Genomic DNA, 19,947 nt, shown 5'->3' on the forward strand with positions numbered 1-19,947 from the left:
CAGCAGGGTCAGTATGACGGCGACGAATTGCTTAGGCATTGTGCACCTCCTCATTCAGATAGCGCAGCTGGGGTCTGCCCAGCATGAAAAACACCAGAATTTTGAGCGCGACCGGTGCCGCGACGTACGCGGCGGTAATCGCCCAGCCCGGCGGCACGGTTGATTGGGCGGGTTGTAGCTGACTGCCCAGCCACAGGTAGCCAATACCCACGGCCAGGCCCATCGCAGCTTTACCCAGCATGCTCCAGAGTGCGAAGAGCCGGGCGGCGATGGTGGCATCGGATTCGTTCATCAACTGGCGTGCCAGTCCGGTTTGCATGGCTGACGGCAACGCCTGATCGGCGCCCAGCATCAGGCCGGTGCCAATACTGATCGCGATAAATGCATAGGCATCGCCCGCAGATAGGCCGACGGCGAGCGCGAACAGTATGGCGGAGAGAATCAGGCCCAGACGCCAGCAGTTCAGGCTTCCCCAGCGGCGGGCCAGCGCATACCATGCGGGAACGGCGAGCAGCCCGGCGAGAAAATAACTGAGCAGTGTCGCGGGGATCATCGCTTCGGCTTCCAGGACTTCACGCATAAATAATACGAGTACGGTGCCGGGGATGGCATTGGCCAGCATATTGACGAACCAGGGCAGCGCCAGTGCGCGAACGCGGCGGTCGCCGAGCAGTTCTCCGAATCGGCGCTGTTGAGCGCCAGTTGGGCGGTGGCTGCCTTGTGCTGTGATGGCCACCAGCAAAAACAGCAGCATGCCCGCAGCGGCAACAGGAAGGCTGCGGGCGTCGAGGATGGCTGGGGCCAGCATCGCAATCAGCGTACCGAAGAGCAGCATCGCCTCGCGGGCGCTGTTGAAGGCCAGCCGTTCGTTGTCATTCCTGCTGAGTAGCACCGGAAGTGCCAGCCAGGGCACGTTGATCATCGTCCAGCCGAGCATCAGCGTGATGAGACTGAGCAGCATCAAGCCGCTGGGCCAGGGGTGGCTGACGCCCATCAAGGCGGCTGCGCTCAGTGCCATCAACAGCCATCCAAGCAGCCAGAGTGATCGCCGGCTGCCAAATCGGTCAACAGCCGCGCCCGTCGGCAGATCGGTAAACACGTCGGTAATACGGGCGAGAAAGAACAGCGCACCGACCGTGGCGTAGCCATAGCCGCCCTGTTCCGCCAGCCACACCGGCGCGTATATATAGAAGGGAAGCCCAAGACTGGCCAGGGGTAGTCCGGGAAGTGCGTATTTAAGCAAGTCCTTAACCGTGGTCTTTTTCACGGTCTGAGATCCCGGTGCAGAGGAGTAGAGTAATGACATACAATGTCCATGAGAGTGTAATAATCCCTTCGTCGCTATCATCACTTCGGTAACGGCTTACGTATAACTCACTTGTCGAGATCACAGTTGTAGTTGGCTTTATGAATAATTCGCAGCGAATCGCCGTTATTGGTTCCGGTATCTCCGGCTTGAGTTGTGCCTGGCTCCTGAATAAGGAGCATGAGGTCACTCTCTATGAAGAAGACGAAAGACTGGGGGGACACAGCAATACCGTGGACATTATGACCACCGCCGGCACGATCGCGGTGGATACCGGGTTCATTGTGTTCAACGAAAAATGCTACCCCAATCTGATCGCCCTGTTCGATGCGCTGGGGGTTAAGTCTTTGGCTACGGATATGTCCTTCGGTGTGTCCCTGGACAACGGGCGATTGGAGTACTCGGGATCAGATTCGATCTCGACGCTCTTCGCGCAGAAACGCAACCTGCTGCGCCCGCGCTTTTGGAAAATGATTTTTGACCTGCTGCGTTTCTATCGCGAGAGCGAAGGCTGGCTCAGCAGCCTGCCCGACGAGCTGTCGTTGGGCGAGCTGTTACGCAAGGAAAAATTCGGCCCCGGCTTCTGCGACGACCACCTGTTGCCCATGGGGGCGGCGATTTGGTCGACGCCCGTCGATCAAATGCTGGCATATCCCGCCAAAACCTTTCTGCGCTTTTGCGATAATCATGGCCTGCTACAAGTGCGCGATCGGCCACAATGGCGCACGGTCATTGGCTGCTCACGAGAATACGTTAATCGTATTGGTAGCGAGCTGGGCGACCGCGTGAAATTGCAATGCGGTGTGACGCGTGTGGAGCGTTTTGCGGACCATGTGGTGGTTCACGATACTCAGGGCCATCAGCAGCGTTTTGATCAGGTTGTTTTCGCCTGCCATGCCGATCAGGCTCTGGCCATGCTGGCCGATGCCAGTTTTGAGGAGCGCCGTCTGCTGGGCGCGTTCCGCTACGAGGAAAACCGCGCGGTGTTGCATTGTGACGAGCGCCTGATGCCGAGGCTGCCCGAGGTGTGGTCAAGCTGGAATTACATGGCTGACACCACGGGTGACAGCCAGAAAGTGTCGGTGAGCTATTGGATGAACGCACTGCAGCACCTGCCTTGTGCGGAGCCTGTGGTGGTGTCACTGAATCCGCTGGTCGAGCCGCGCCCCAGTAAAGTGTACCGGCAGTTCAACTATCATCACCCCGTTTTTGACGATGCGGCACTCAGGGCGCAACCGGAACTCTGGTCGCTGCAAGGCGAGCAGCGCAGCTGGTTCTGTGGCAGCTATTTTGGCTACGGCTTCCATGAAGATGGCATTCAGTCAGGGTTGGCGGTGGCCGAGCGCGTTGGCAATATGTCGCGCCCCTGGCAGGTCGACGCCGCGTCGGATCGGGTCAATCTCCCGCCATTGACCGCGGGAATCAGTTCTGCAGCATGAGCTCGCTGCGCAGTGCCTTGTACCGTGGCGAAGTACTGCACCGCCGTTTTCGTCCGGTGCACCACCGTTTTGTCTATCGCGTCGACAGCTTTCTGTTTGATCTCGACGAATTGTCGGCAGTTGCATCGCGCTGTCGCCTGTTTTCACTGAATCGCTTCAATCTATTCAGTTTTTACTTTCGCGACTTCGGCCTGGGCTCGGGCCAGTCTCCCAAGGACTACCTTCAGGCACTGCTGGCTGAACACGGGGTGGCCGCGGCCGCCCGGGCGGAGCTGCTCTGCTATCCGCGTATTCTGGGCTATACCTTCAATCCCTTGAGTGTTTACTACTGTTACGACGCCAGCGACGAACTCTACGCAGTGCTCTACGAGGTCAGCAATACCTTCGGTCAGCGCCATAGCTACCTGATTCCTGCAGATAAGGAGCGCAGTTCGCGTTCCTCAGTCCTTCGCCAGCAGTGTGACAAGGGCTTTTATGTCTCGCCATTCATCCCCATGCAGGCGCGGTATCACTTCCGGCTGCGCCGCCCTGACGAGCGCTTGGCGGTGGCGATCCGTGAAACGGATCAGGACGGCGCTCTGCTGCATGCGGTGTTTCGGGGTGAGCGACGAGCGCTGAGTGATCGGGCCTTGCTGGCCAGTTTTTGTCGACTGCCGTTTATGACGGTGAAGGTGATGCTGGCGATTCACTGGCAAGCGCTTAAACTCTATAAAAAAGGAATGAGAATTCTGCCGCGTCCTGCTGAACCAGATCAGCCGGTTACGCGTATCGGTAAATAAACCAAACTTCCGATACTCGATAGGAATCTCCATGAAATCAGCGCTCGTGCGGTCAAACCCAGAGCTCAGCTCAGGCTGGTGGGTTAGTTCTCAGGGAAAACTGCTGGCCAGGGTGCTTGCGCCACTGGCCAATGCCCGGCGCGGCATCTTGACACTCACCCTGCCCAACGGAAACACGCTTCAATTTGGCGAGCACAGTGATGCCCGTCTCGCTCCGCATGTGCACCTGCACAACTGGAAAAGTCTGCGCAAGGCGCTCAGCGGTGGCTCGGTGGGCTGGAGCGAAGCCTTTATGGATGGCGACTGGGACAGCCCCAATCTGGCAGCGCTCATCGAGTGGGTGGTGGTCAATGAAAGCGACTTCGGCAATATGCTGGAGGGCGGCCGCCTGAAACGTTGGCTGCAGCGTTGGCAACATCGGCGCAACGCCAACAGCAAGCGCGGTAGTCGTCGCAATATTGCCTACCACTACGACTTGGGCAACGATTTCTACAAAACCTGGCTCGATGACAGCATGACCTATTCGTCCGCTCTGTATGAGTCGGGCGTCACGGATCTCGGCGCCGCACAACAGCGGAAATACCAGCGGCTGATTGATGAGCTGGGGGTAAAAGACGGCCAGCGAATTTTGGAAGTGGGCTGTGGCTGGGGAGGCTTTGCTGAGCAACTGTGTCGCCAGCACGATGTACACCTAGACGGTATCACTCTGTCTGAAGAGCAGCTCGCCTATGCCAAGCAGCGTATTCAGGATGCCGGGCTGCAGGACCGGGCTTCGTTCAGCTTGACTGACTACCGGGACACCAAGGGCGAATACGACCACATTGTGTCGATTGAAATGCTGGAAGCGGTGGGCGAGCAATACTGGCCCACGTACTTCGCTACCCTTTTCAAGCGCCTGAAGCCCGGTGGCCGAGCGGCGATTCAGGTCATCACCATAGATCACCAGCGCTTCGAGGGTTATCGAGATAATCCCGATTTCATTCAGCGCTATATCTTCCCGGGCGGCATGCTGCCGAGTCCGGAGCTGTTCCGTGACTATGCCGCCAAGGCCGGGTTCGCTACGCACAGCGAGCTGCCGTTTGGTATTTCCTACGCAGATACCTTAGCCGAGTGGGATCGCACGTTCAGTGCGAACTGGTCGCAGATTGCTCCACTGGGCTTTGACGAGCGCTTCAGAAAAATGTGGAAATACTACCTCGGCTACTGTGAGGGCGGATTTCGGGCGGGCTCTATCGACGTCTATCAATTCGTGCTGCAAAAGCCGCTGAAATGAGCCAGGTCGCCATTGTTGGCGCCGGTGTTGCAGGCCTGCTCTGCGCCCGAGACCTGAACCGTCTCGGCATTGCCTGCACGGTCTTCGAAAAATCCCGCGGCCTGGGGGGGCGCTTGGCTCGACGCCAGCACGCGTGGGGCGAATTAGACATCGGCGCGCCCTTCCTGACGGTTCAGACCCCGCCACCCGAATTGGGGCAGCTCGAGGAGCAGGGCTTGCTGGTGGCGCGGCGCTTCAGTGCTTGCCGATGGCAGGATGGGGCTGTGCAGACCTTGCCGGATCAGCAGCATTACCTTGTGGCGCCGAGTAATAACGGACTTTGTCACTATCTGGCGGAAGGTCTTGATATCCGCCGGGCCTGCCGAGTCGCCAGTGTTGAGGGCGGTAAGCTGATCGATGAGCATCAGCAGTTTCTCGGTGATTTTGCGGGAGTCGTACTTGCGGCGCCTGCGCCCCAGAGTCAGGCCTTGCTGCCTGCCGCCAGCTCATTGAACATCGATTGTCACTGGCAGCCCGGTTGGACCCTGTTGTTGCAGTTCGATGCACCGCTGGACTTACCCGACATTGTCGAGTTTGTCGGGCATCCGCTTTTCCAGCGACTTGTGCACCTGTCGTCGTTACCGGGGCGAGACCACCGCGCCTGTTACTCACTGCAACTGCTGCCCGCTGCCTGCGAGGCACTTCAAGGCAAGGATCTGGAGGCGACCTTGTTGCCGTGTTTGGAAGCGCTGGGGCAACTGGTGCATTTGCCGGTGTTGTTGCATTGCGACCGGCAGCGCTGGCAGCTGGTTTCCGGTCAGCGCATGCAGATGCCTGACGCCGCGCGCATCGACGAAAAACAGCGAATTGTCTTGGCGGGAGATTGGTGTTCCGGGGGAGGTGTTGAGGGTGCCTGGCACAGTGCAGGGCTTGCGGTGGCGCAGCTCAGTCAGTGGCAGTCGGCCTGCCACTGACTGAATGGGCTTACTCTGCTTTGGCTTTCTGGGCAACGGCTTCCCGGCAACCATCGATCCAGGGCTTGAGCAGCTCCAGTGCGGTCTGATTGCTGGGGGGGAGGTCGTCCTCACACTCGCGCAGGGGGGTCACCCGATCGCCCCACTTAATTAGCGCCGCGCCCCAGGTCAGGCCCGCACCAAACGCCGCCGTCAGGATGTGATCACCGGGTTTAACACGGCCTTCTTCCAGCGCTTCGCACAGGGCAATGGGCACCGTGGCGGCTGAGGTATTGCCGTATTTCTGAATGTTGACCACTACCTTTTCTTCGGGGGCTTTGAGGCGTTTCATCAGCGTTTCGATAATGCGGACATTGGCCTGATGTGGCACCAACAGGTCGATGTCTTCAGCCGCTACGCCGCTTTTGCTCAGTACATCGTTAACTGCTTCGCCCATACCGCGCACCGCGCGTTTGAAGATTTCCGGCCCTTCAAAGTTGATGTCGTAGTAGCCGTCTATGCCGGAGAAGCGCTCGCGCACGGTTCCAGCGTCACGGGCGGTCAAGATACCGCGGGCGTCGCCATCGCAGCCGAGGCGTTCGGCAATCATGCCGCTTTCTTCGTCATCGGCTTCAAGAATGACCGCACCGGCGCCATCGCCAAACAGTACCGCAACATCGCGCATGGTGTAGTCGAGGAAGTAGGGAATCCGGTCAGCGCCGATAACCAGCACTTTTTTCATGGCACCGGAGCGGATCATGGCGGTGCCGACACTCAGCCCGTAAACAAAGCCGGTACAGGCGGCATTCAAGTCAAATACCGCCGCATTGGTGGCGCCGATGCTGTCCTGCACCATTGAACCCGAGTTGGGAATCAGCGTATCCGGGCAGGCGGTGCCCATAATAATGAGGTCCAGTTCACTGGGGTCGAGATCGGCGGCTGCCAGCGCGCGCTTGGCGGCGAGACTCGCCAGCGTGGCGGTAGAGACGTGGGATATGCGTCGCTCTTTAATGCCGGTGCGGCTGGAAATCCATTCGTCTGAGGTGTCGAGGAAGGTCGTAAGGTCTTCGTTGCTGAGTACGGCTGGGGGAACACATTTGCCCCATCCTGTAATCTTGGCGTATGGCATGCGCGGGATCCTCTTCGGTGTAGAGCGGCATTATGCCGAGGCCACTGCGTACTGTCACGCCGCGATTGATGGGAGAAATTGGCGCTTTTTAGTATCTATACCTATGACATGCGTCACGGCTTGCGGGCTATGTCACATTGTGTACGTATAATCCCTTAGGTGTTTTGGACATTTTCCACTCATCGGCAAGGATACAGCGTGCTAGCATAGTGACACTCAAAAGAGCCGTTAGAAATTGTGTTGTACTAAAGTGCAGAGCGTCTATATATGAAAACAAACAAGCGTTGGGGCAGTGGCGCCCGTGTTGATGACCTGAAGACCGGTAAAAAACTGTTGTTGGAAGCAGCGGTTAGCTGTTTTACCGCCAAGGGCGTGAAGTCGACAACGATTGAAGATATCGCGAATGTCGCCAACGTTACCCGGCGCACGGTTTACCGCTACTTCACTGGCAAAGCCGATATTATCGAGGCGCTGGTTGATATTGAGCGCAGCCGTATGTTTGAGCGTCTGGAAAGTGTCGTAGAGCAGTACCGCGACGATTTCCCGCAGATGCTGGAAGAGTGCATCTGGTTCGCGGCTAACTACATGCCTGAAGAAGACAGCCGTCTGGAGTTCACCAGCGGCCGCAATGCCACAGAAATCATGCCCCATCTGGACAATGCGGAATCGGATCGTCTGTGGCGTGAATTACTGCGCGAGCCGGTTAGCGAGTACAACCGCAGCACCGGCAAGTCGGTCAGTCTGGATGATCTGGTGCCACTGGCCGGTCGTTTGGCACTGATTTACCGTCAGCACCCGGTGAGCAAGGAAGATTTCCACGCCAGCCTTCGCGCACTGCGATTCTGATCGCTGTCCAACACCCCTTTCCATAAAAGGTCAGCATTTGCTGGCCTTTTTTGTTTCTCCCTCCCTGATTTCATGAGCGTGGCCACGCCCGTAATGCCTTGACGCTCCGATTGTCATCTATCGGCGTATACCTCCCTTTAAACGGTTGGATGCGGGAATATGAACTTCGATTTTTCAGACGACCAGAAGACGATTCAGGAGCAGGCCAGGCTGATGTTGGGCAGAGAGTGCCCGCCATCGCTGGTGCGCGACAGTCTGGAGTCTTCGCCTCCTGAGGTTGATGCCTTGTGGCAACAGATGGTGTCTCTGGGTTGGCCCGCGATGGCGATCGATGAGGCCAATGGCGGACTGGGCCTGGGGTATCTGGAACTCTGCGTCACGGCCATGGAGTTGGGGCGTTCATTGGCGCCCACGCCCTTCATGGCATCGGTCTATTTTGCCACTGAGCTCATAAAAGCCGCCGCGTCTGCTGAGCAGCAGGCTGAGTGGTTGCCGGTGCTGGCCTGTGGCGAGGCGATAGGATGTGCTGTCCTGCCTGACAGCCGAACCGGCGTTGCCCCCTTGCGGGTATCTGGCGACAACGCGCTGAGCGGTGTTGCTCGGGGTGTTCTGCATGGAGACTCCGCGACCTTTGCGGTTGTTGCCGCAGAGGGGGCGTCGGGTACGGCCTTCTTCTATGTGGATCTGGGGCACTCTTCCGTGAAGCGTCGCAAGCTGGCTTCTGTCGATCCCAGTTTGCCACTTGCCGAAATCACTCTTGATGCAACACCGGCTGAGCCCTTGGCAGGAGAGCGGGCTCTGGAAGATGATTTGGCGTCGGTGGTCAACAAGGCCGCTGTGCTGCTGAGTTTCGAGCAAGTCGGGGGCTGCGAGGCGGCGATCGACATGGCGAAGGCCTATACCGAGGGTCGCTACGCCTTCGGTCGGCAAGTGGCCTCCTTTCAAGCGATAAAGCACAAGCTTGCGGATATGTTCGTGGCGAAAGAGTTGGCGAAATCCAACGCCTTTTATGGCGCATGGGCGATGACCAACGGCGTGAATGAATTGCCGCTGGCGTCGGCCACCGCGTACGTCAGCGCTGCCAATGCTTACTACCTGTGCAGCAAGGAAAACATCCAGGCGCACGGCGGAATGGGCTTCACCTGGGAGTTTGATTGCCATCTTTATTATCGCCGGGCGCAACTGCTGTCCACCCTGCTTGGGGGGATGCGTGTCTGGAAGCATCGACTGGCTGAACAAATTCTGGCTGCGTGAGAGGACTGACTGATGGATTTTAACGATACTCCAGAGCAGGCGGCATTCCGTGAGGCTGTCCGCCAGTGGCTGAATGCCAATGCCCGGCCTAAACGGGAGGGCGAGAGCCGCAAGTCACAAGCCGCGCTCTTTGACGAGGCAAAGGTCTGGTACAAAAAGCTTGCCGATGCAGGTTACGCCTGTCTGGATTGGCCTGAAGAATACGGTGGCGCGGGTCTGAGTCAGATCCATAAAGTGATCTGGTCGCAGGAGGTTGCGCACTACGCGGAGCCCGATGGTTATTTCGTGATTGGTATTGGTAATTGTGGGCCTGCCATCATGCATTTTGCGCCGGAGGAGCAGCGTCAGGCGCTTCTGCCGCGGATGGCCAGTGCGGAAGACGTCTGGTGCCAGATGTTTTCGGAGCCGAGTGCCGGGTCGGACGTTGCCGGCTTGCGTACCAGTGCGGTAAGAGAGGGCGACACCTGGACGGTCAACGGCCAAAAGATATGGACGTCCGGGGCCCAGCATTCAGATTACGGCATCGTCTTGTGCCGGACGGACCCGACGGTGTCGAAATACCGGGGCTTGACGATGTTCTACATCGATATGCATCAGTCGGGGGTGGAGGTCCGTCCAATCAAACAGATGGATGGCGATGCCCACTTTAACGAAGTCTTTTTCAACGATGCCAAAATTCCGGATGCCCAGCGGCTTGGCGAGGTCGGCGAAGGCTGGGGCGCGGCACTGTTAGTGTTGATGAACGAGCGATTGGCCATTTCCGGCGTTCAGCCGGACGGTTTTCCCGAGTTTCTCGCATTGGTGAAACAGCTTGATCTAGGCGAGCAGCCAGCGCGTGAGCACCCGGCAGTGCGCGAGCGTCTGGCGGACTGGTACTGCCAGCATGCCGGTATTATCGCCTCAACCAACCGTATGCTGACGGCCGTAGCGAAAGGTGGAATGCCTGGCGCAGAGGCCGCGTTGGGTAAGTTGGTGGGGGCCGCAATGAACCAGGATATTGCGCACTATGCGCTTCAGCTCATGGGCGAAGGCGGCAGTATTATGGAGCCGGATATGGCCGAGCAGCAGGCTCACTTTCAGCGGGCCTTGCTGTTCGCCCCGGGTATTCGTCTAGCCGGGGGAACGGACGAAGTGATGCGCAATATCATCGCCGAACAGGTGTTGGGGATGCCCCAAGAGCCCCGTGCTGACAAGGGTTTGGCGTTCTGTGATATCCCCTCGGGCAACGCTGGATGATCTAAGTAATTCCCGCTAACGGATACTCCTTATTCAGGGCGATGCGGGAGATTGCTAAAGTCACTCCCTATAGAGATAGCGAATTATCAGGGGGACTCGACATGGCATCCGTTGCGCAATCATCACAAGCTCCGCAAGCCAAGGCGCCGGAGGGTATTTTTGTTCAGAAGGCCGCCATTGCCCGCCCTTTGCGTGCCAGCTTTCGCAATAGCGACTGGTGGTTGAATGTGGACTATGCCGAGCATATTGATATTGCCAGTGGTGCGGCGTGTCTGGCGAAATTGCGCGCTGCCAGTTGATCCGTTTTTCAGGTGTATGCCTTATTTCCGAACCCCGCGCCGGTCGCGGGGTTTTTCGTTGTGGGTGTCGTCCAGAGAGCCTCCTGCACGGCGGTATCCCAAAAGCGTGCACAGTGCGCATTTTGCTCTCGTTCTTCACGGATTACGGGCTTTTCCCTATACTGCGCCTCAATCACGCTGGCTATGGTGAACACTCAGCGGCTGCCCTGTGGGGCGAGTACTAGAGAGGGTTTTCCATGGCTGCAAACAATGTGACAGCGTCGTCGGTATTCAGCGAGGCCCGCTATGGCGGACGTCCTATCGATCAATTTCGCAGTAACCGCGACGAGTGGTGGCTGAACGTCAACTATGTTGAAACCATCGATATGAAGGAGGCGCTCAGCCTTCAGTCACTGCGGACAACCGCGGCGCGCTAACGTCTCTGTGTGCCGCCACCGGGAGCGCGGCACGCACTATGATTAACTGGCACGAGATCGACACCGTCCTGCTGGATATGGACGGTACACTGCTCGACCTGCATTACGACAACTTCTTCTGGACCCAGCATTTGCCCAGGCGCTATGTCGACATTCATGGCGGCGAGCTGGAGTCTGTCAGCAAGACCCTCATTGATAAAATCATGGCCCAGCGCGGCTCGCTCAACTGGTACTGTCTGGATTACTGGTCCGAGGAACTTCGCCTGGACATTACCGCCCTTAAACGTGAAATCAGCCACCTGATCTGCATGCATCCGAGCACGCAGCGGTTTCTGGAATCGCTGCAAGAGAGCGGTCGCGAGGTGTGGCTGGTGACCAATGCGCATCAAGGCGGGTTGGATATCAAACTGGAGAAAACCGGGCTCGGCCAGTGGGTACAGCGCATTATCACGTCCCATGAACTGGCCTTGCCCAAGGAAGACGACGCCTTCTGGCAGCGTCTGGCTGATCACTGGCACTATGAGCCATCGCGCAGTCTACTGATCGACGATACCGCAACGGTGCTCGATTCCGCGGCACGCCACGGCATTTCTCACTTGATAACCATGCGTCGTCCGGACAGTCGCGCCCCGCGGCGAGAGGCGGTAAGCTATCCGGCCATTGATCATTTCGACGAAATTCTGCCCATACCCCCAAGAGACTGAGATTGAACGACAGCAGCAAGCGCGTGCGCCTAGACAAGTGGTTGTGGGCGGCACGTTTCTACAAAACCCGCAGTATCGCCAAACAGGCGATAGAGGGCGGCAAAGTGCACTACAATGGCGCCCGCTGCAAAGTCAGCAAAGAGGTGGAGTTGGGTGCCTTACTCACTTTGCGCACCGGCTGGGATGAGCGCGAGGTAGAAGTGCTGGCGCTGTCGGATCAGCGCCGTGGAGCCCCGGAGGCTGCCCTGCTCTACCGGGAAACCGACGACAGCATCAGCCAGCGCGAGCGCCGGGCAGCCGAGCGCAAAGCGCTGGGTCCGGCCGCTGGCATTATCAGCAACGAGCGGCCGACCAAAAAGCAGCGCCGCCAGATTCATCGCTTCCGCGAACAACAGGATTAAGCGCCATGAGTGACCAATTGCACCGTTTTATTTTCGACGGGAGTGACGTGCGCGGTGAGCACTTGCAGCTCTCCGGCAGCTATCGGGAAATGCTCGACAACCACCACTACCCTCCCGCTGTCGCCCGCCTGCTTGGCGAGTTTCTGGTCGCGGCGGCTCTGCTTAGTGTCACCATTAAATTTCGTGGCAGCCTGATCCTGCAGGTGCGCGGGGACGGACAGGTGCCGCTGATCATGGCTGAGGCCAACTCCGATGGTGATATCCGCGGTATTGCGCGGGATGCGGGGCAGGCAATGAGTGAAAGCTTCCACGAGCTGCTCGGCAATGGTCAGCTCGCCATCACTATCGACCCGATTGAGGGGCGCCGCTATCAGGGTATCGTCAGTCTTGATGGCGATAACCTAGCGGCCTGTATCGAGGCCTATTTCCGTCAGAGTGAGCAGCTCGCGACGCGAATCTGGCTGGGAGCTAACGGCGATACGGCAGGGGGGCTGCTGCTGCAGGAGCTGCCTACTCAGCACAGCGATCCAGAGACCTGGCAGCACCTGACGACGCTGGCCGATACCGTGAGTGAGGATGAGTTACTGACGCTCGATGCGGCGAACTTGCTTTACCGGCTCTATCACGAGGAGCCGTTGCGCCTGTTTGAACCCAAAAGTCTGCGCTTTCGCTGCAGTTGCAGTCAGGAACGCATGGAGGCCGCGCTGGTGTCACTGGGTCGGGACGAGCTGGATTCAATCCTCGCCGAGCAGGGGCAAATCGAAAGTCACTGCGAATTCTGCCACCGTCAATTCCACTTCACGCCGGTGCAAGTGGCCGGGCTGTTTGGCGACGCTGCCGGAAGTACACGTCACTAGAGTGCAAAAAAACCCAAAATCGACACTTTTCGGCCGCGCTGAGGGTTAGCGCTGCCGGGGGATTTTTGCAATAATACCGGCCTTCAAAATTTGGCCACCCGCGCGGGGGGTTTACCCCGATCACAGTGACCTCCGAACTGTCTCCCCAGACTATGTGACAGGAACTTAGATAATGACTGCTGAAACCACCGTGTATAAAGATTTAACCCCCGCCCAGCTTATCGAGCAGGCACTGGCTCGTGGCGAAGGTCAACTCGCCGACACCGGCGCACTGGTTGTAACGACTGGCAAGCGCACCGGCCGCTCTCCCGGCGACCGCTTTATCGTTCAAGAGCCCTCAACGGCGGATGCCATTGATTGGGGCAGCGTAAACCGTCCTTTTGATGCTGCGAAATTCGACGCGCTGTGGACGCGGGTTGAAGACTATCTGGCAGATCACGATTCTTTCCAGTCTCAGTTGCACGTGGGTGCGCACGAAGATCATTACATCCCCGTGGTGGTGAATACTCAAACGGCTTGGCAGGGACTGTTCGGCCGCAACATGTTTGTACGCCCCGAAAAATACAACCCCAAGGCCAAGGAAGAGTGGACCATTTTGAATTGCGCGGGCTTTGTTTGTGATCCCGAGCGTGATGGCACTAACTCGGATGGCGTTGTCATCATCAATTTCGCCCAGCGCAAAGTGCTGCTGGCCGGCATGCGCTATGCCGGTGAAATGAAGAAGGCGATGTTCTCTGTGCAGAACTTCCTGCTGCCCGAGAAAGACGTGATGCCGATGCACTGCTCCGCCAACGTTGACGAGCAAGGCAATACCACCCTGTTCTTCGGTCTGTCCGGTACCGGCAAAACCACCCTGTCTGCGGATCCCAGCTGCTACCTGATCGGCGACGATGAACACGGCTGGTCGAAAGGTTCAGTCTTTAACGTCGAAGGCGGCTGCTACGCCAAGACCATCAACCTGAGCCAGAAGAACGAGCCCATTATCTGGGACGCGATTCGTTTTGGCGCGATTGTTGAGAACGTGGTGATCGATCAGAACAGCCGCACTGCAGACTACGACGACACCAGCCTGACCGAAAACGGGCGCTGCTGTTACCCGCTGGAGCACGTTGAGAAGCGTGTGATTGAAAATGCGGCGGGCGAGCCGAAAACCGTTATCTTCCTGACCTGCGATGTGTCTGGCGTACTGCCGCCTATCTCCATTCTGTCTAAAGAAGCAGCGGCCTTCCACTTCCTGAGTGGTTACACTGCACGCGTTGGCTCCACCGAGCTGGGTGCGGAAGCCGGTATTCACCCGACGTTCTCAACCTGCTTTGGCGCGCCGTTTATGCCGCGTCCTGCCGGTGACTACGCCGAACTGCTGATGAAGCGTATCGAAGACTTCGATTCACAGGTTTACCTGATCAACACCGGCTGGACCGGTGGCTCTGGTGCAGCCGGTGGCACGGGTTCACGCTTCCCGATTCCGGTCACTCGTGCTGTGGTTGCCGCAGCGCAAAGCGGTGCACTGGTAGGTGCAGCGACTGAGAAGCTGGATATTCTCAACTTGACCATTCCCGCGTCGATTCCCGGTGTTGACGACAAGTATGTCAATCCGCGTAAAGCCTGGGGTGACGAAGCGGCTTACGACGCCGAGGCGGCGAAACTGGCCAAGCTGTTCCAGGAAAACATCAAGAAGTTTGATGTCTCTGACGCCATTGTTGAGGCGGGCCCCAAAGGCTGATCGTCTGGGTGCCACTGAAAGGTGGTAATGAGAAAGGGCAGCGCAGGCTGCCCTTTTTTATGTCCTGGAAAAGGGCTCAGGCGGTTTGCAGGGTATGACTGACCGCGTACAGGTGCTGGCGAATACCGCTCAGTGAAAAGGGCTGCCACTTGCCCTCGGCCTGCGCAAGCCGGTCTGACAGAGCGTAGAGCACGGCAAGGTTGTGGGTCATGCCCATATGGCTGGCAGGCACTCGCAGGTTTTCGGCTTGTGGGCCGGGCTGCTCATGTACACAGTACTGCCAGTCCACAATGCCGTCGCTGGCACTGTACATGGCCGTTGACGGTACGTTTGGCGTGCGCTTCCACTCATCGCGCCAGCTCAACATCGGGTCGCTGAGTGCGCCGGGGTTCAACATCTCATAGAGCTTGGCAACCGGGCCGGAAACACCGCGCATTTCGGGGATGTTGACGGGAGAGCCCAGTGTGATGACCTGCCGCACATATTCAGGGCGCCGGTGGGCAAGGCTGCGGGCGTAAATGCCGCCGAGGCTCCAGCCGACCAGACTGGCTTTGCGGCCATGACGACTGACCAGGTCCAATACATGGCGCTCGTAGTTGCGATACACCTTTTCTCGAAGACCGGTGTTGAGTCCCTGCTCCCAGCCATAGGCCGCATAACCGGCGCGCCGCAGTGCCTGGCGCATGACCGCACTGCCGATATCACTGGTCATAAATGAGGGAGCAATCACGACAGGATGTCCATCACCGCTGTGCAGGTGGCGGTGGAAGTTGCGCATGGACACTGCGGAAGCGACTTCGGCCAGAGAGCGGATTTCGCGTGCGGTGGGTCGGGCCTTCTCTCGCGGGGCGGGAATGTGTTCGGTCATCGGATTTCTCTTTTTATTATTGCTTATCGCGTTCTATTGAATCTAAACAATAAGCCCACCTTTCCGCAACGCATTCTTGCGCTTCTTTGCTAGGGGAAACCCGAGGTTGTATTGACACGCTTTTCATTGTTTTGGGATTTAGTATGCCCTTTCTAATTTTTCGCCGTAGTCTGCTCAGCAAGGTAAACAGGTGGCCAGCCGTAAGAGCCGCCGCCAATGTTTCAATCACATGGGAAAAGACCCAAGCGAGGAATCAGTATGAGCGACGCAAAAATCAGCTTTGTGGAAAAGGCCAACACCGTAGCCAAAGATGTATTTCATGCCCAACTTGGTTTGGCTGGCAAGGCGTTTGAGCAGAGCCAGGAACTGGTCAAAGTCACTGAAGGCAAGATCAAAGAAACCGAAGCCAAGTACAAAGACCTGTACGCCAAGCGCAGCGAGATCTTTGACGGTTTGGTGAGCCGTGGCGAAAAAGTACAGAGCGATGCCGTTGCCAAGTTTGAAGAGAGTAAAGAGCAGGTTGTCAGCAAGCTTAACCAGACGAAAAGCGACGCAGTTGCCAAGTTTGAGTCTGTGAAAAGTGAAGCGGTTGATGCCCGCATCAAGGAACTGCGTAGCAGCCTCGAGTCCAGCCTGGAAAAAGTGAAGGGTCTGGTTCAGCGCAAAGGTGACGCTGCTGAGGCGCCAGCTGCAGAATCTGTCGCATCGTAAGCAAGCATCGGTGGTCCTTTTGACCACCCCACCCAGGTCTTATAGCAACGATGCTTTGCACGGTGTGCCCTATGCGCATCGTGCTTTTTTTTGTAACTGAGGCGCCATTTTGCGCCCGTTAGAATCTTATTCTGCTAACTGGAGAATCCCATGAGCAACGACAGCAAAAAAAGCCTGAAAGAGGTGTCTTCACAGGCCAGCGAAGTGGCCAAGAGCATCTGGCTGGCAGGCCTAGGTGCCTACGGTCGCGCCTATGACGAGGCCCACGACGTTTATGAGAAGGCGAGTAAAGATACTCCGCGCCTGTTCAAAGAGCTGGTCGACAAAGGCAACAAACTGGAGTCTCAGGCCCGCGAAAAGCTGGGTGAGGCCAGCAGTATCGGTAAAACTGTCTCTATCGAAGAGCGCATCAGTAAAATGCGTGCCAGCTTGGGTTTTGGACACACTGCCAGCGCCGATGATCTGAAGCGTCTCGAAAAGAAACTCGACACGCTGAGCAAGAAAGTCGATGCCCTGACCAAAGCGGGCAAAGCCCCTGCCAAAGCGCCGGCGAAGAAGGCGGTAGCCAAGAAGACGGTCGCCAAAAAAGCGGTAGCAAAAAAGGCAGCACCTGCGAAGAAAGCCGCAGCAAAAAAAGCGGCTGAATAATCCTCGCAGCCACGCAGCGCCGGGCTGGACAAGCTCGGAGCTGCGTGTCACCGTAAGGCCCTGTCCGTCGAGGGGTATTGACCACAGGGATGAAAACCCGCGATAAAATTCTGCTCGCCAGCCTGACCCTGTTCAACGATGAGGGCGAAGGCAATGTGACCACCGTCGATATTGCCAACGAGCTGGATATCAGTCCCGGCAACCTCTATTACCATTTCCACGGCAAAGAACAGATTATTCTCGAGCTTTACGCGGGCTTTGAGCTGGAGATGGTCGATATTCTTGAGGCGCCACTTGAGCAGAGCCTGGATGCCCAGGACGCCTGGTTCTATCTCTATATTGTGTTTGAGCAAATCTTCAAACACCGCTATCTGTACCACAATCTCAATGACATTCTGCAGCGCTACCCGGATATCGACCGGCGTTTCGGCCGGCTGCTGGATCTAAAGCGCCGCGCGGCGAGCGCCGTCGCTGAAGAGCTGGTCAGTGCCGGGGTGATGACGGCCTCGGAGCGCCAGTTAGCCCATCTCTGCGACAGTGTGGTGCTGACGCTCACTTACTGGCTCAACTACACCGGCCTGCGCAAGGATCATGCACCCAATGCATTGAGCATTCACCGTGGTGTCTTTCAGCTGATGTCGCTGGTGGCGCCCTATCTCACCGATGATTTCCGCTATTTCTACGACGAGTGCAGCGCGCTGTTCGATGTGCTCAGCAGCGCCGACTAAAGTCTCGCGGGCGTCGCCAAGTTTCTGCATAATGTGGCGTTTTTACGCTGTATCAGGCCTATCATTATGCACGCTATTGCCAGCCGAATTGCCCAGGAACTGGGTGTCAAGGAATCACAGGTCAGTGCCGCCGTGGCGCTGCTGGATGACGGGGCGACGGTTCCGTTTATCTCTCGCTATCGAAAGGAAGTCACCGGCGGTCTGGACGACAGTCAGATGCGCGAGCTGGAGAGTCGGCTCGGCTATCTCCGTGAGATGGAAGATCGTCGCGACAGCATCCTTGACAGCATTCGCGAACAGGGCAAACTGACGCCCGAACTCGAGGCCGATATTCTGTCGGCCGACAGCAAAAACCGACTCGAAGACCTTTACCTGCCCTATAAGCCCAAGCGTCGTACCAAGGGGCAGATCGCCCTGGAAGCAGGCATAGGCTCCCTGGCCGATGCGCTACTGGCGGATCCCACGCTGGACCCCGCCGCGCAGGCTGAGCCCTACCTCGATGCGGAAAGCGGTTTTGCCGATATCAAAGCGGTGCTCGATGGCGCCAAATACATACTGATGGAGCGTTTCAGCGAAGATGCCAATCTGATTGCCAAACTTCGCGATTATCTCTGGGAAAATGGCCAGCTCAGCAGCGCGGTAATGGCGGGCAAGGAAGAGGAAGGCGCTAAATTCCGCGACTATTTCGAGCACAGTGAGCCGCTGAAAGCGGTGCCCTCCCACCGCGCGCTGGCCATGTTCCGTGGCCGCAACGAAGGTATTTTAGGGCTCAGCATTACGGTGGGCGAGCCTGATGCCAAGGTTCACCCCTGTGAACTGATGCTGGCGGATCACCTGGCTATTCACGATCAGGGGCGTGCGGCGGATGCCTGGCTGCGGGAAGTGCTGCGCTGGACCTGGCGGATCAAGCTTTACACGCACTTGGAAACCGACCTGCTTGGACGCTTGCGCGAGCAGGCCGACAACGCGGCCATCGACGTGTTTGCCCGTAACTTGAAAGACCTGCTGCTGGCGGCTCCGGCCGGGCCGCGTGCCACCATCGGTCTGGACCCCGGTCTGCGCACCGGTGTGAAAGTGGCGGCTGTCGATGCTACCGGTAAAGTGCTGGATCATGGGGCGATCTTCCCTAACCCTCCGCAAAACAAGCAGGCAGAGGCAGCTTCTGCATTGTTGGCCATGATCAAGGCGCACAATATTGAACTGATCGCCATCGGCAACGGCACCGCCAGCCGCGAAACCGAGCGTTTCGTGAAATCCCTGCTGTCCGCCCACCCGGAGCTGAACTGCACCAGTATTATGGTGAATGAGTCCGGCGCGTCGATTTACTCGGCCTCCGAGTATGCGGCCCGTGAATTCCCCAATCTGGATGTGACGATTCGCGGCGCGATTTCCATTGCTCGCCGTCTGCAGGACCCACTGGCGGAACTGGTGAAGATCGACCCCAAATCCATCGGTGTTGGCCAATATCAGCACGATGTTTCACAAACCGCCTTGTCGCGCAGCCTCGATGCGGTGGTGGAAGACTGCGTAAACGCCGTTGGCGTAGATGTGAATACCGCGTCACCGGCGCTGCTGTCGCGGGTGTCAGGTCTGAATCTGTCCATTTCGGCGAATATTGTCGAATATCGCGATCAAAATGGTGCATTTCGTGACCGTTCGGAGCTGTTGAAGGTCAGCCGCTTTGGCGCCAAGACCTTCGAGCAGGCGGCGGGCTTCCTGCGCATTATGGATGGTCAGAATCCTCTGGATCGCTCGGCGGTTCACCCCGAGTCCTATTCTGTGGTGGAAAAAATTGTCCAGCGCTGCGGCCGTGAAGTCGGAAACCTGATTGGTGACAGCCGCTTCCTGAAAAGCTTGAATGCTGCAGATTACGCCGATGCGGACTTCGGTATCCCCACGGTCAGCGATATCATCAGCGAGCTGGACAAGCCTGGTCGCGATCCTCGCCCCGAGTTTAAAACCGCCGAGTTTAAAGACGGCATCGAAAAAATTTCGGATCTGGAGCCGGACATGATCCTCGAAGGCGTGGTGACTAATGTCACTAACTTCGGTGCATTTGTCGACATCGGTGTCCATCAGGATGGCTTGGTGCATATCTCTGCACTGTCGAGTACCTTCGTGAAAGACCCTCATAGCGTGGTAAAGGCCGGGGACATCGTCAAAGTGAAAGTGATGGATGTGGATGCGGCGCGCAAACGCATCGCGCTGTCCATGCGTCTGGATGACAGTGCCTCAGAGCATCAGGCGGAAGGGCGTGGCGGTCAGCGCCGTGAGCGGCCCAACCGCGCGGTCAAAGCGCAGCAGAAGTCCCAGCAAAGTGCGGGCAGCGGTGGCACCATGGCCGCGCTGTTTGCCGAGGCGAAACAGAAGAAAGGCAGTCGTCTCTGATCTCAACGAT

General features: G+C 57.7%; 20 protein-coding genes. 17 read left to right on the forward strand and 3 right to left on the reverse strand.

Annotation, left to right across the window (positions count from 1 at the left end; all coding sequences use genetic code 11):
• Window positions 1–31: 31 nt before the first annotated feature.
• On the reverse strand, window positions 32–1,306 hold the full coding sequence (locus AC5DB9_RS05265; RefSeq protein ID WP_272990234.1) for an MFS transporter: 1,275 nt from the start codon (window positions 1,304–1,306) through the stop codon (window positions 32–34).
• A gap of 101 nt (window positions 1,307–1,407) precedes the next feature.
• Here AC5DB9_RS05265 and AC5DB9_RS05270 point away from each other — a divergent pair, with 101 nt between their 5' ends.
• From AC5DB9_RS05270 to AC5DB9_RS05285, 4 genes are read left to right on the forward strand one after another with little or no spacing between them, the layout of a single operon-like run.
• The gene (locus AC5DB9_RS05270; protein ID WP_272990236.1) at window positions 1,408–2,745 is read left to right on the forward strand and encodes an NAD(P)/FAD-dependent oxidoreductase; all 1,338 of its coding nucleotides are present in this window, start codon (window positions 1,408–1,410) and stop codon (window positions 2,743–2,745) included.
• The gene (locus tag AC5DB9_RS05275) at window positions 2,742–3,524 is read left to right on the forward strand and encodes a DUF1365 domain-containing protein (protein ID WP_272990238.1); all 783 of its coding nucleotides are present in this window, start codon (window positions 2,742–2,744) and stop codon (window positions 3,522–3,524) included. Before AC5DB9_RS05270 ends, AC5DB9_RS05275 begins: the two co-directional genes overlap by 4 nt.
• 31 nt (window positions 3,525–3,555) lie before the next feature.
• Complete coding sequence (locus AC5DB9_RS05280; RefSeq protein ID WP_022958757.1) at window positions 3,556–4,797, forward strand: SAM-dependent methyltransferase; 1,242 nt, start codon at window positions 3,556–3,558, stop codon at window positions 4,795–4,797.
• Entirely contained in the window at window positions 4,794–5,750 is a 957-nt protein-coding gene (locus AC5DB9_RS05285; protein ID WP_272990242.1) for an NAD(P)/FAD-dependent oxidoreductase, read from the forward strand. The genes AC5DB9_RS05280 and AC5DB9_RS05285 overlap by 4 nt, the downstream gene beginning before the upstream one ends.
• 10 nt (window positions 5,751–5,760) lie before the next feature.
• On the opposite strand, the gene AC5DB9_RS05290 is transcribed toward AC5DB9_RS05285, so the two are convergent.
• Window positions 5,761–6,858, reverse strand: coding sequence for a ketoacyl-ACP synthase III (locus AC5DB9_RS05290; protein ID WP_022958755.1), 1,098 nt, complete (start codon window positions 6,856–6,858; stop codon window positions 5,761–5,763).
• A 267-nt stretch (window positions 6,859–7,125) separates the two neighbouring features.
• Here AC5DB9_RS05290 and AC5DB9_RS05295 point away from each other — a divergent pair, with 267 nt between their 5' ends.
• The 9 genes from AC5DB9_RS05295 to AC5DB9_RS05335 all read left to right on the forward strand — a co-directional run bounded on the left by AC5DB9_RS05295 (window position 7,126) and on the right by AC5DB9_RS05335 (window position 14,594).
• Entirely contained in the window at window positions 7,126–7,704 is a 579-nt protein-coding gene (locus AC5DB9_RS05295) for a TetR/AcrR family transcriptional regulator (protein ID WP_022958754.1), read from the forward strand.
• Between the two features lie 159 nt (window positions 7,705–7,863).
• Window positions 7,864–8,958, forward strand: a complete 1,095-nt coding sequence (locus AC5DB9_RS05300) for an acyl-CoA dehydrogenase family protein (protein ID WP_272990247.1) — start codon at window positions 7,864–7,866, stop codon at window positions 8,956–8,958.
• Between the two features lie 12 nt (window positions 8,959–8,970).
• The gene (locus tag AC5DB9_RS05305; RefSeq protein WP_272990250.1) at window positions 8,971–10,194 is read left to right on the forward strand and encodes an acyl-CoA dehydrogenase family protein; all 1,224 of its coding nucleotides are present in this window, start codon (window positions 8,971–8,973) and stop codon (window positions 10,192–10,194) included.
• A gap of 101 nt (window positions 10,195–10,295) precedes the next feature.
• Window positions 10,296–10,493, forward strand: coding sequence for a hypothetical protein (locus AC5DB9_RS05310; RefSeq protein WP_022958751.1), 198 nt, complete (start codon window positions 10,296–10,298; stop codon window positions 10,491–10,493).
• 236 nt (window positions 10,494–10,729) lie between these two features.
• Window positions 10,730–10,909 (forward strand): hypothetical protein, encoded by a 180-nt coding sequence (locus tag AC5DB9_RS05315; RefSeq protein ID WP_022958750.1) that lies wholly within the window; start codon window positions 10,730–10,732, stop codon window positions 10,907–10,909.
• A 38-nt stretch (window positions 10,910–10,947) separates the two neighbouring features.
• The gene (gene yrfG, locus AC5DB9_RS05320) at window positions 10,948–11,613 is read left to right on the forward strand and encodes a GMP/IMP nucleotidase (protein WP_272990255.1); all 666 of its coding nucleotides are present in this window, start codon (window positions 10,948–10,950) and stop codon (window positions 11,611–11,613) included.
• 2 nt (window positions 11,614–11,615) lie between these two features.
• A complete protein-coding gene (gene hslR / locus AC5DB9_RS05325; protein ID WP_022958748.1) occupies window positions 11,616–12,014 on the forward strand; it encodes a ribosome-associated heat shock protein Hsp15 in 399 nt (132 codons plus the stop codon).
• Between the two features lie 5 nt (window positions 12,015–12,019).
• The gene (gene hslO, locus AC5DB9_RS05330) at window positions 12,020–12,871 is read left to right on the forward strand and encodes an Hsp33 family molecular chaperone HslO (RefSeq protein WP_272990259.1); all 852 of its coding nucleotides are present in this window, start codon (window positions 12,020–12,022) and stop codon (window positions 12,869–12,871) included.
• A gap of 172 nt (window positions 12,872–13,043) precedes the next feature.
• On the forward strand, window positions 13,044–14,594 hold the full coding sequence (locus AC5DB9_RS05335) for a phosphoenolpyruvate carboxykinase (protein ID WP_022958746.1): 1,551 nt from the start codon (window positions 13,044–13,046) through the stop codon (window positions 14,592–14,594).
• A gap of 76 nt (window positions 14,595–14,670) precedes the next feature.
• Here AC5DB9_RS05335 and AC5DB9_RS05340 read toward each other — a convergent pair whose 3' ends face one another.
• Window positions 14,671–15,462: an alpha/beta hydrolase gene (locus AC5DB9_RS05340; protein WP_022958745.1), complete on the reverse strand. Its 792-nt coding sequence runs from the start codon at window positions 15,460–15,462 to the stop codon at window positions 14,671–14,673.
• A 258-nt stretch (window positions 15,463–15,720) separates the two neighbouring features.
• Between AC5DB9_RS05340 and AC5DB9_RS05345 the strand changes: the two genes are divergently transcribed.
• The 4 genes from AC5DB9_RS05345 (at window position 15,721) to AC5DB9_RS05360 (ending at window position 19,937) form a co-directional block, all read left to right on the forward strand.
• A complete protein-coding gene (locus AC5DB9_RS05345; protein WP_022958744.1) occupies window positions 15,721–16,173 on the forward strand; it encodes a hypothetical protein in 453 nt (150 codons plus the stop codon).
• Window positions 16,174–16,323: 150 nt separating this feature from the next.
• On the forward strand, window positions 16,324–16,821 hold the full coding sequence (locus AC5DB9_RS05350) for a phasin family protein (protein WP_272990264.1): 498 nt from the start codon (window positions 16,324–16,326) through the stop codon (window positions 16,819–16,821).
• 89 nt (window positions 16,822–16,910) lie between these two features.
• Window positions 16,911–17,549, forward strand: a complete 639-nt coding sequence (locus tag AC5DB9_RS05355; protein WP_022958742.1) for a TetR/AcrR family transcriptional regulator — start codon at window positions 16,911–16,913, stop codon at window positions 17,547–17,549.
• 66 nt (window positions 17,550–17,615) lie between these two features.
• Complete coding sequence (locus AC5DB9_RS05360) at window positions 17,616–19,937, forward strand: Tex family protein (RefSeq protein ID WP_286855316.1); 2,322 nt, start codon at window positions 17,616–17,618, stop codon at window positions 19,935–19,937.
• Window positions 19,938–19,947 lie beyond the last annotated feature (10 nt).

The organism is Spongiibacter sp. (assembly GCF_984394615.1).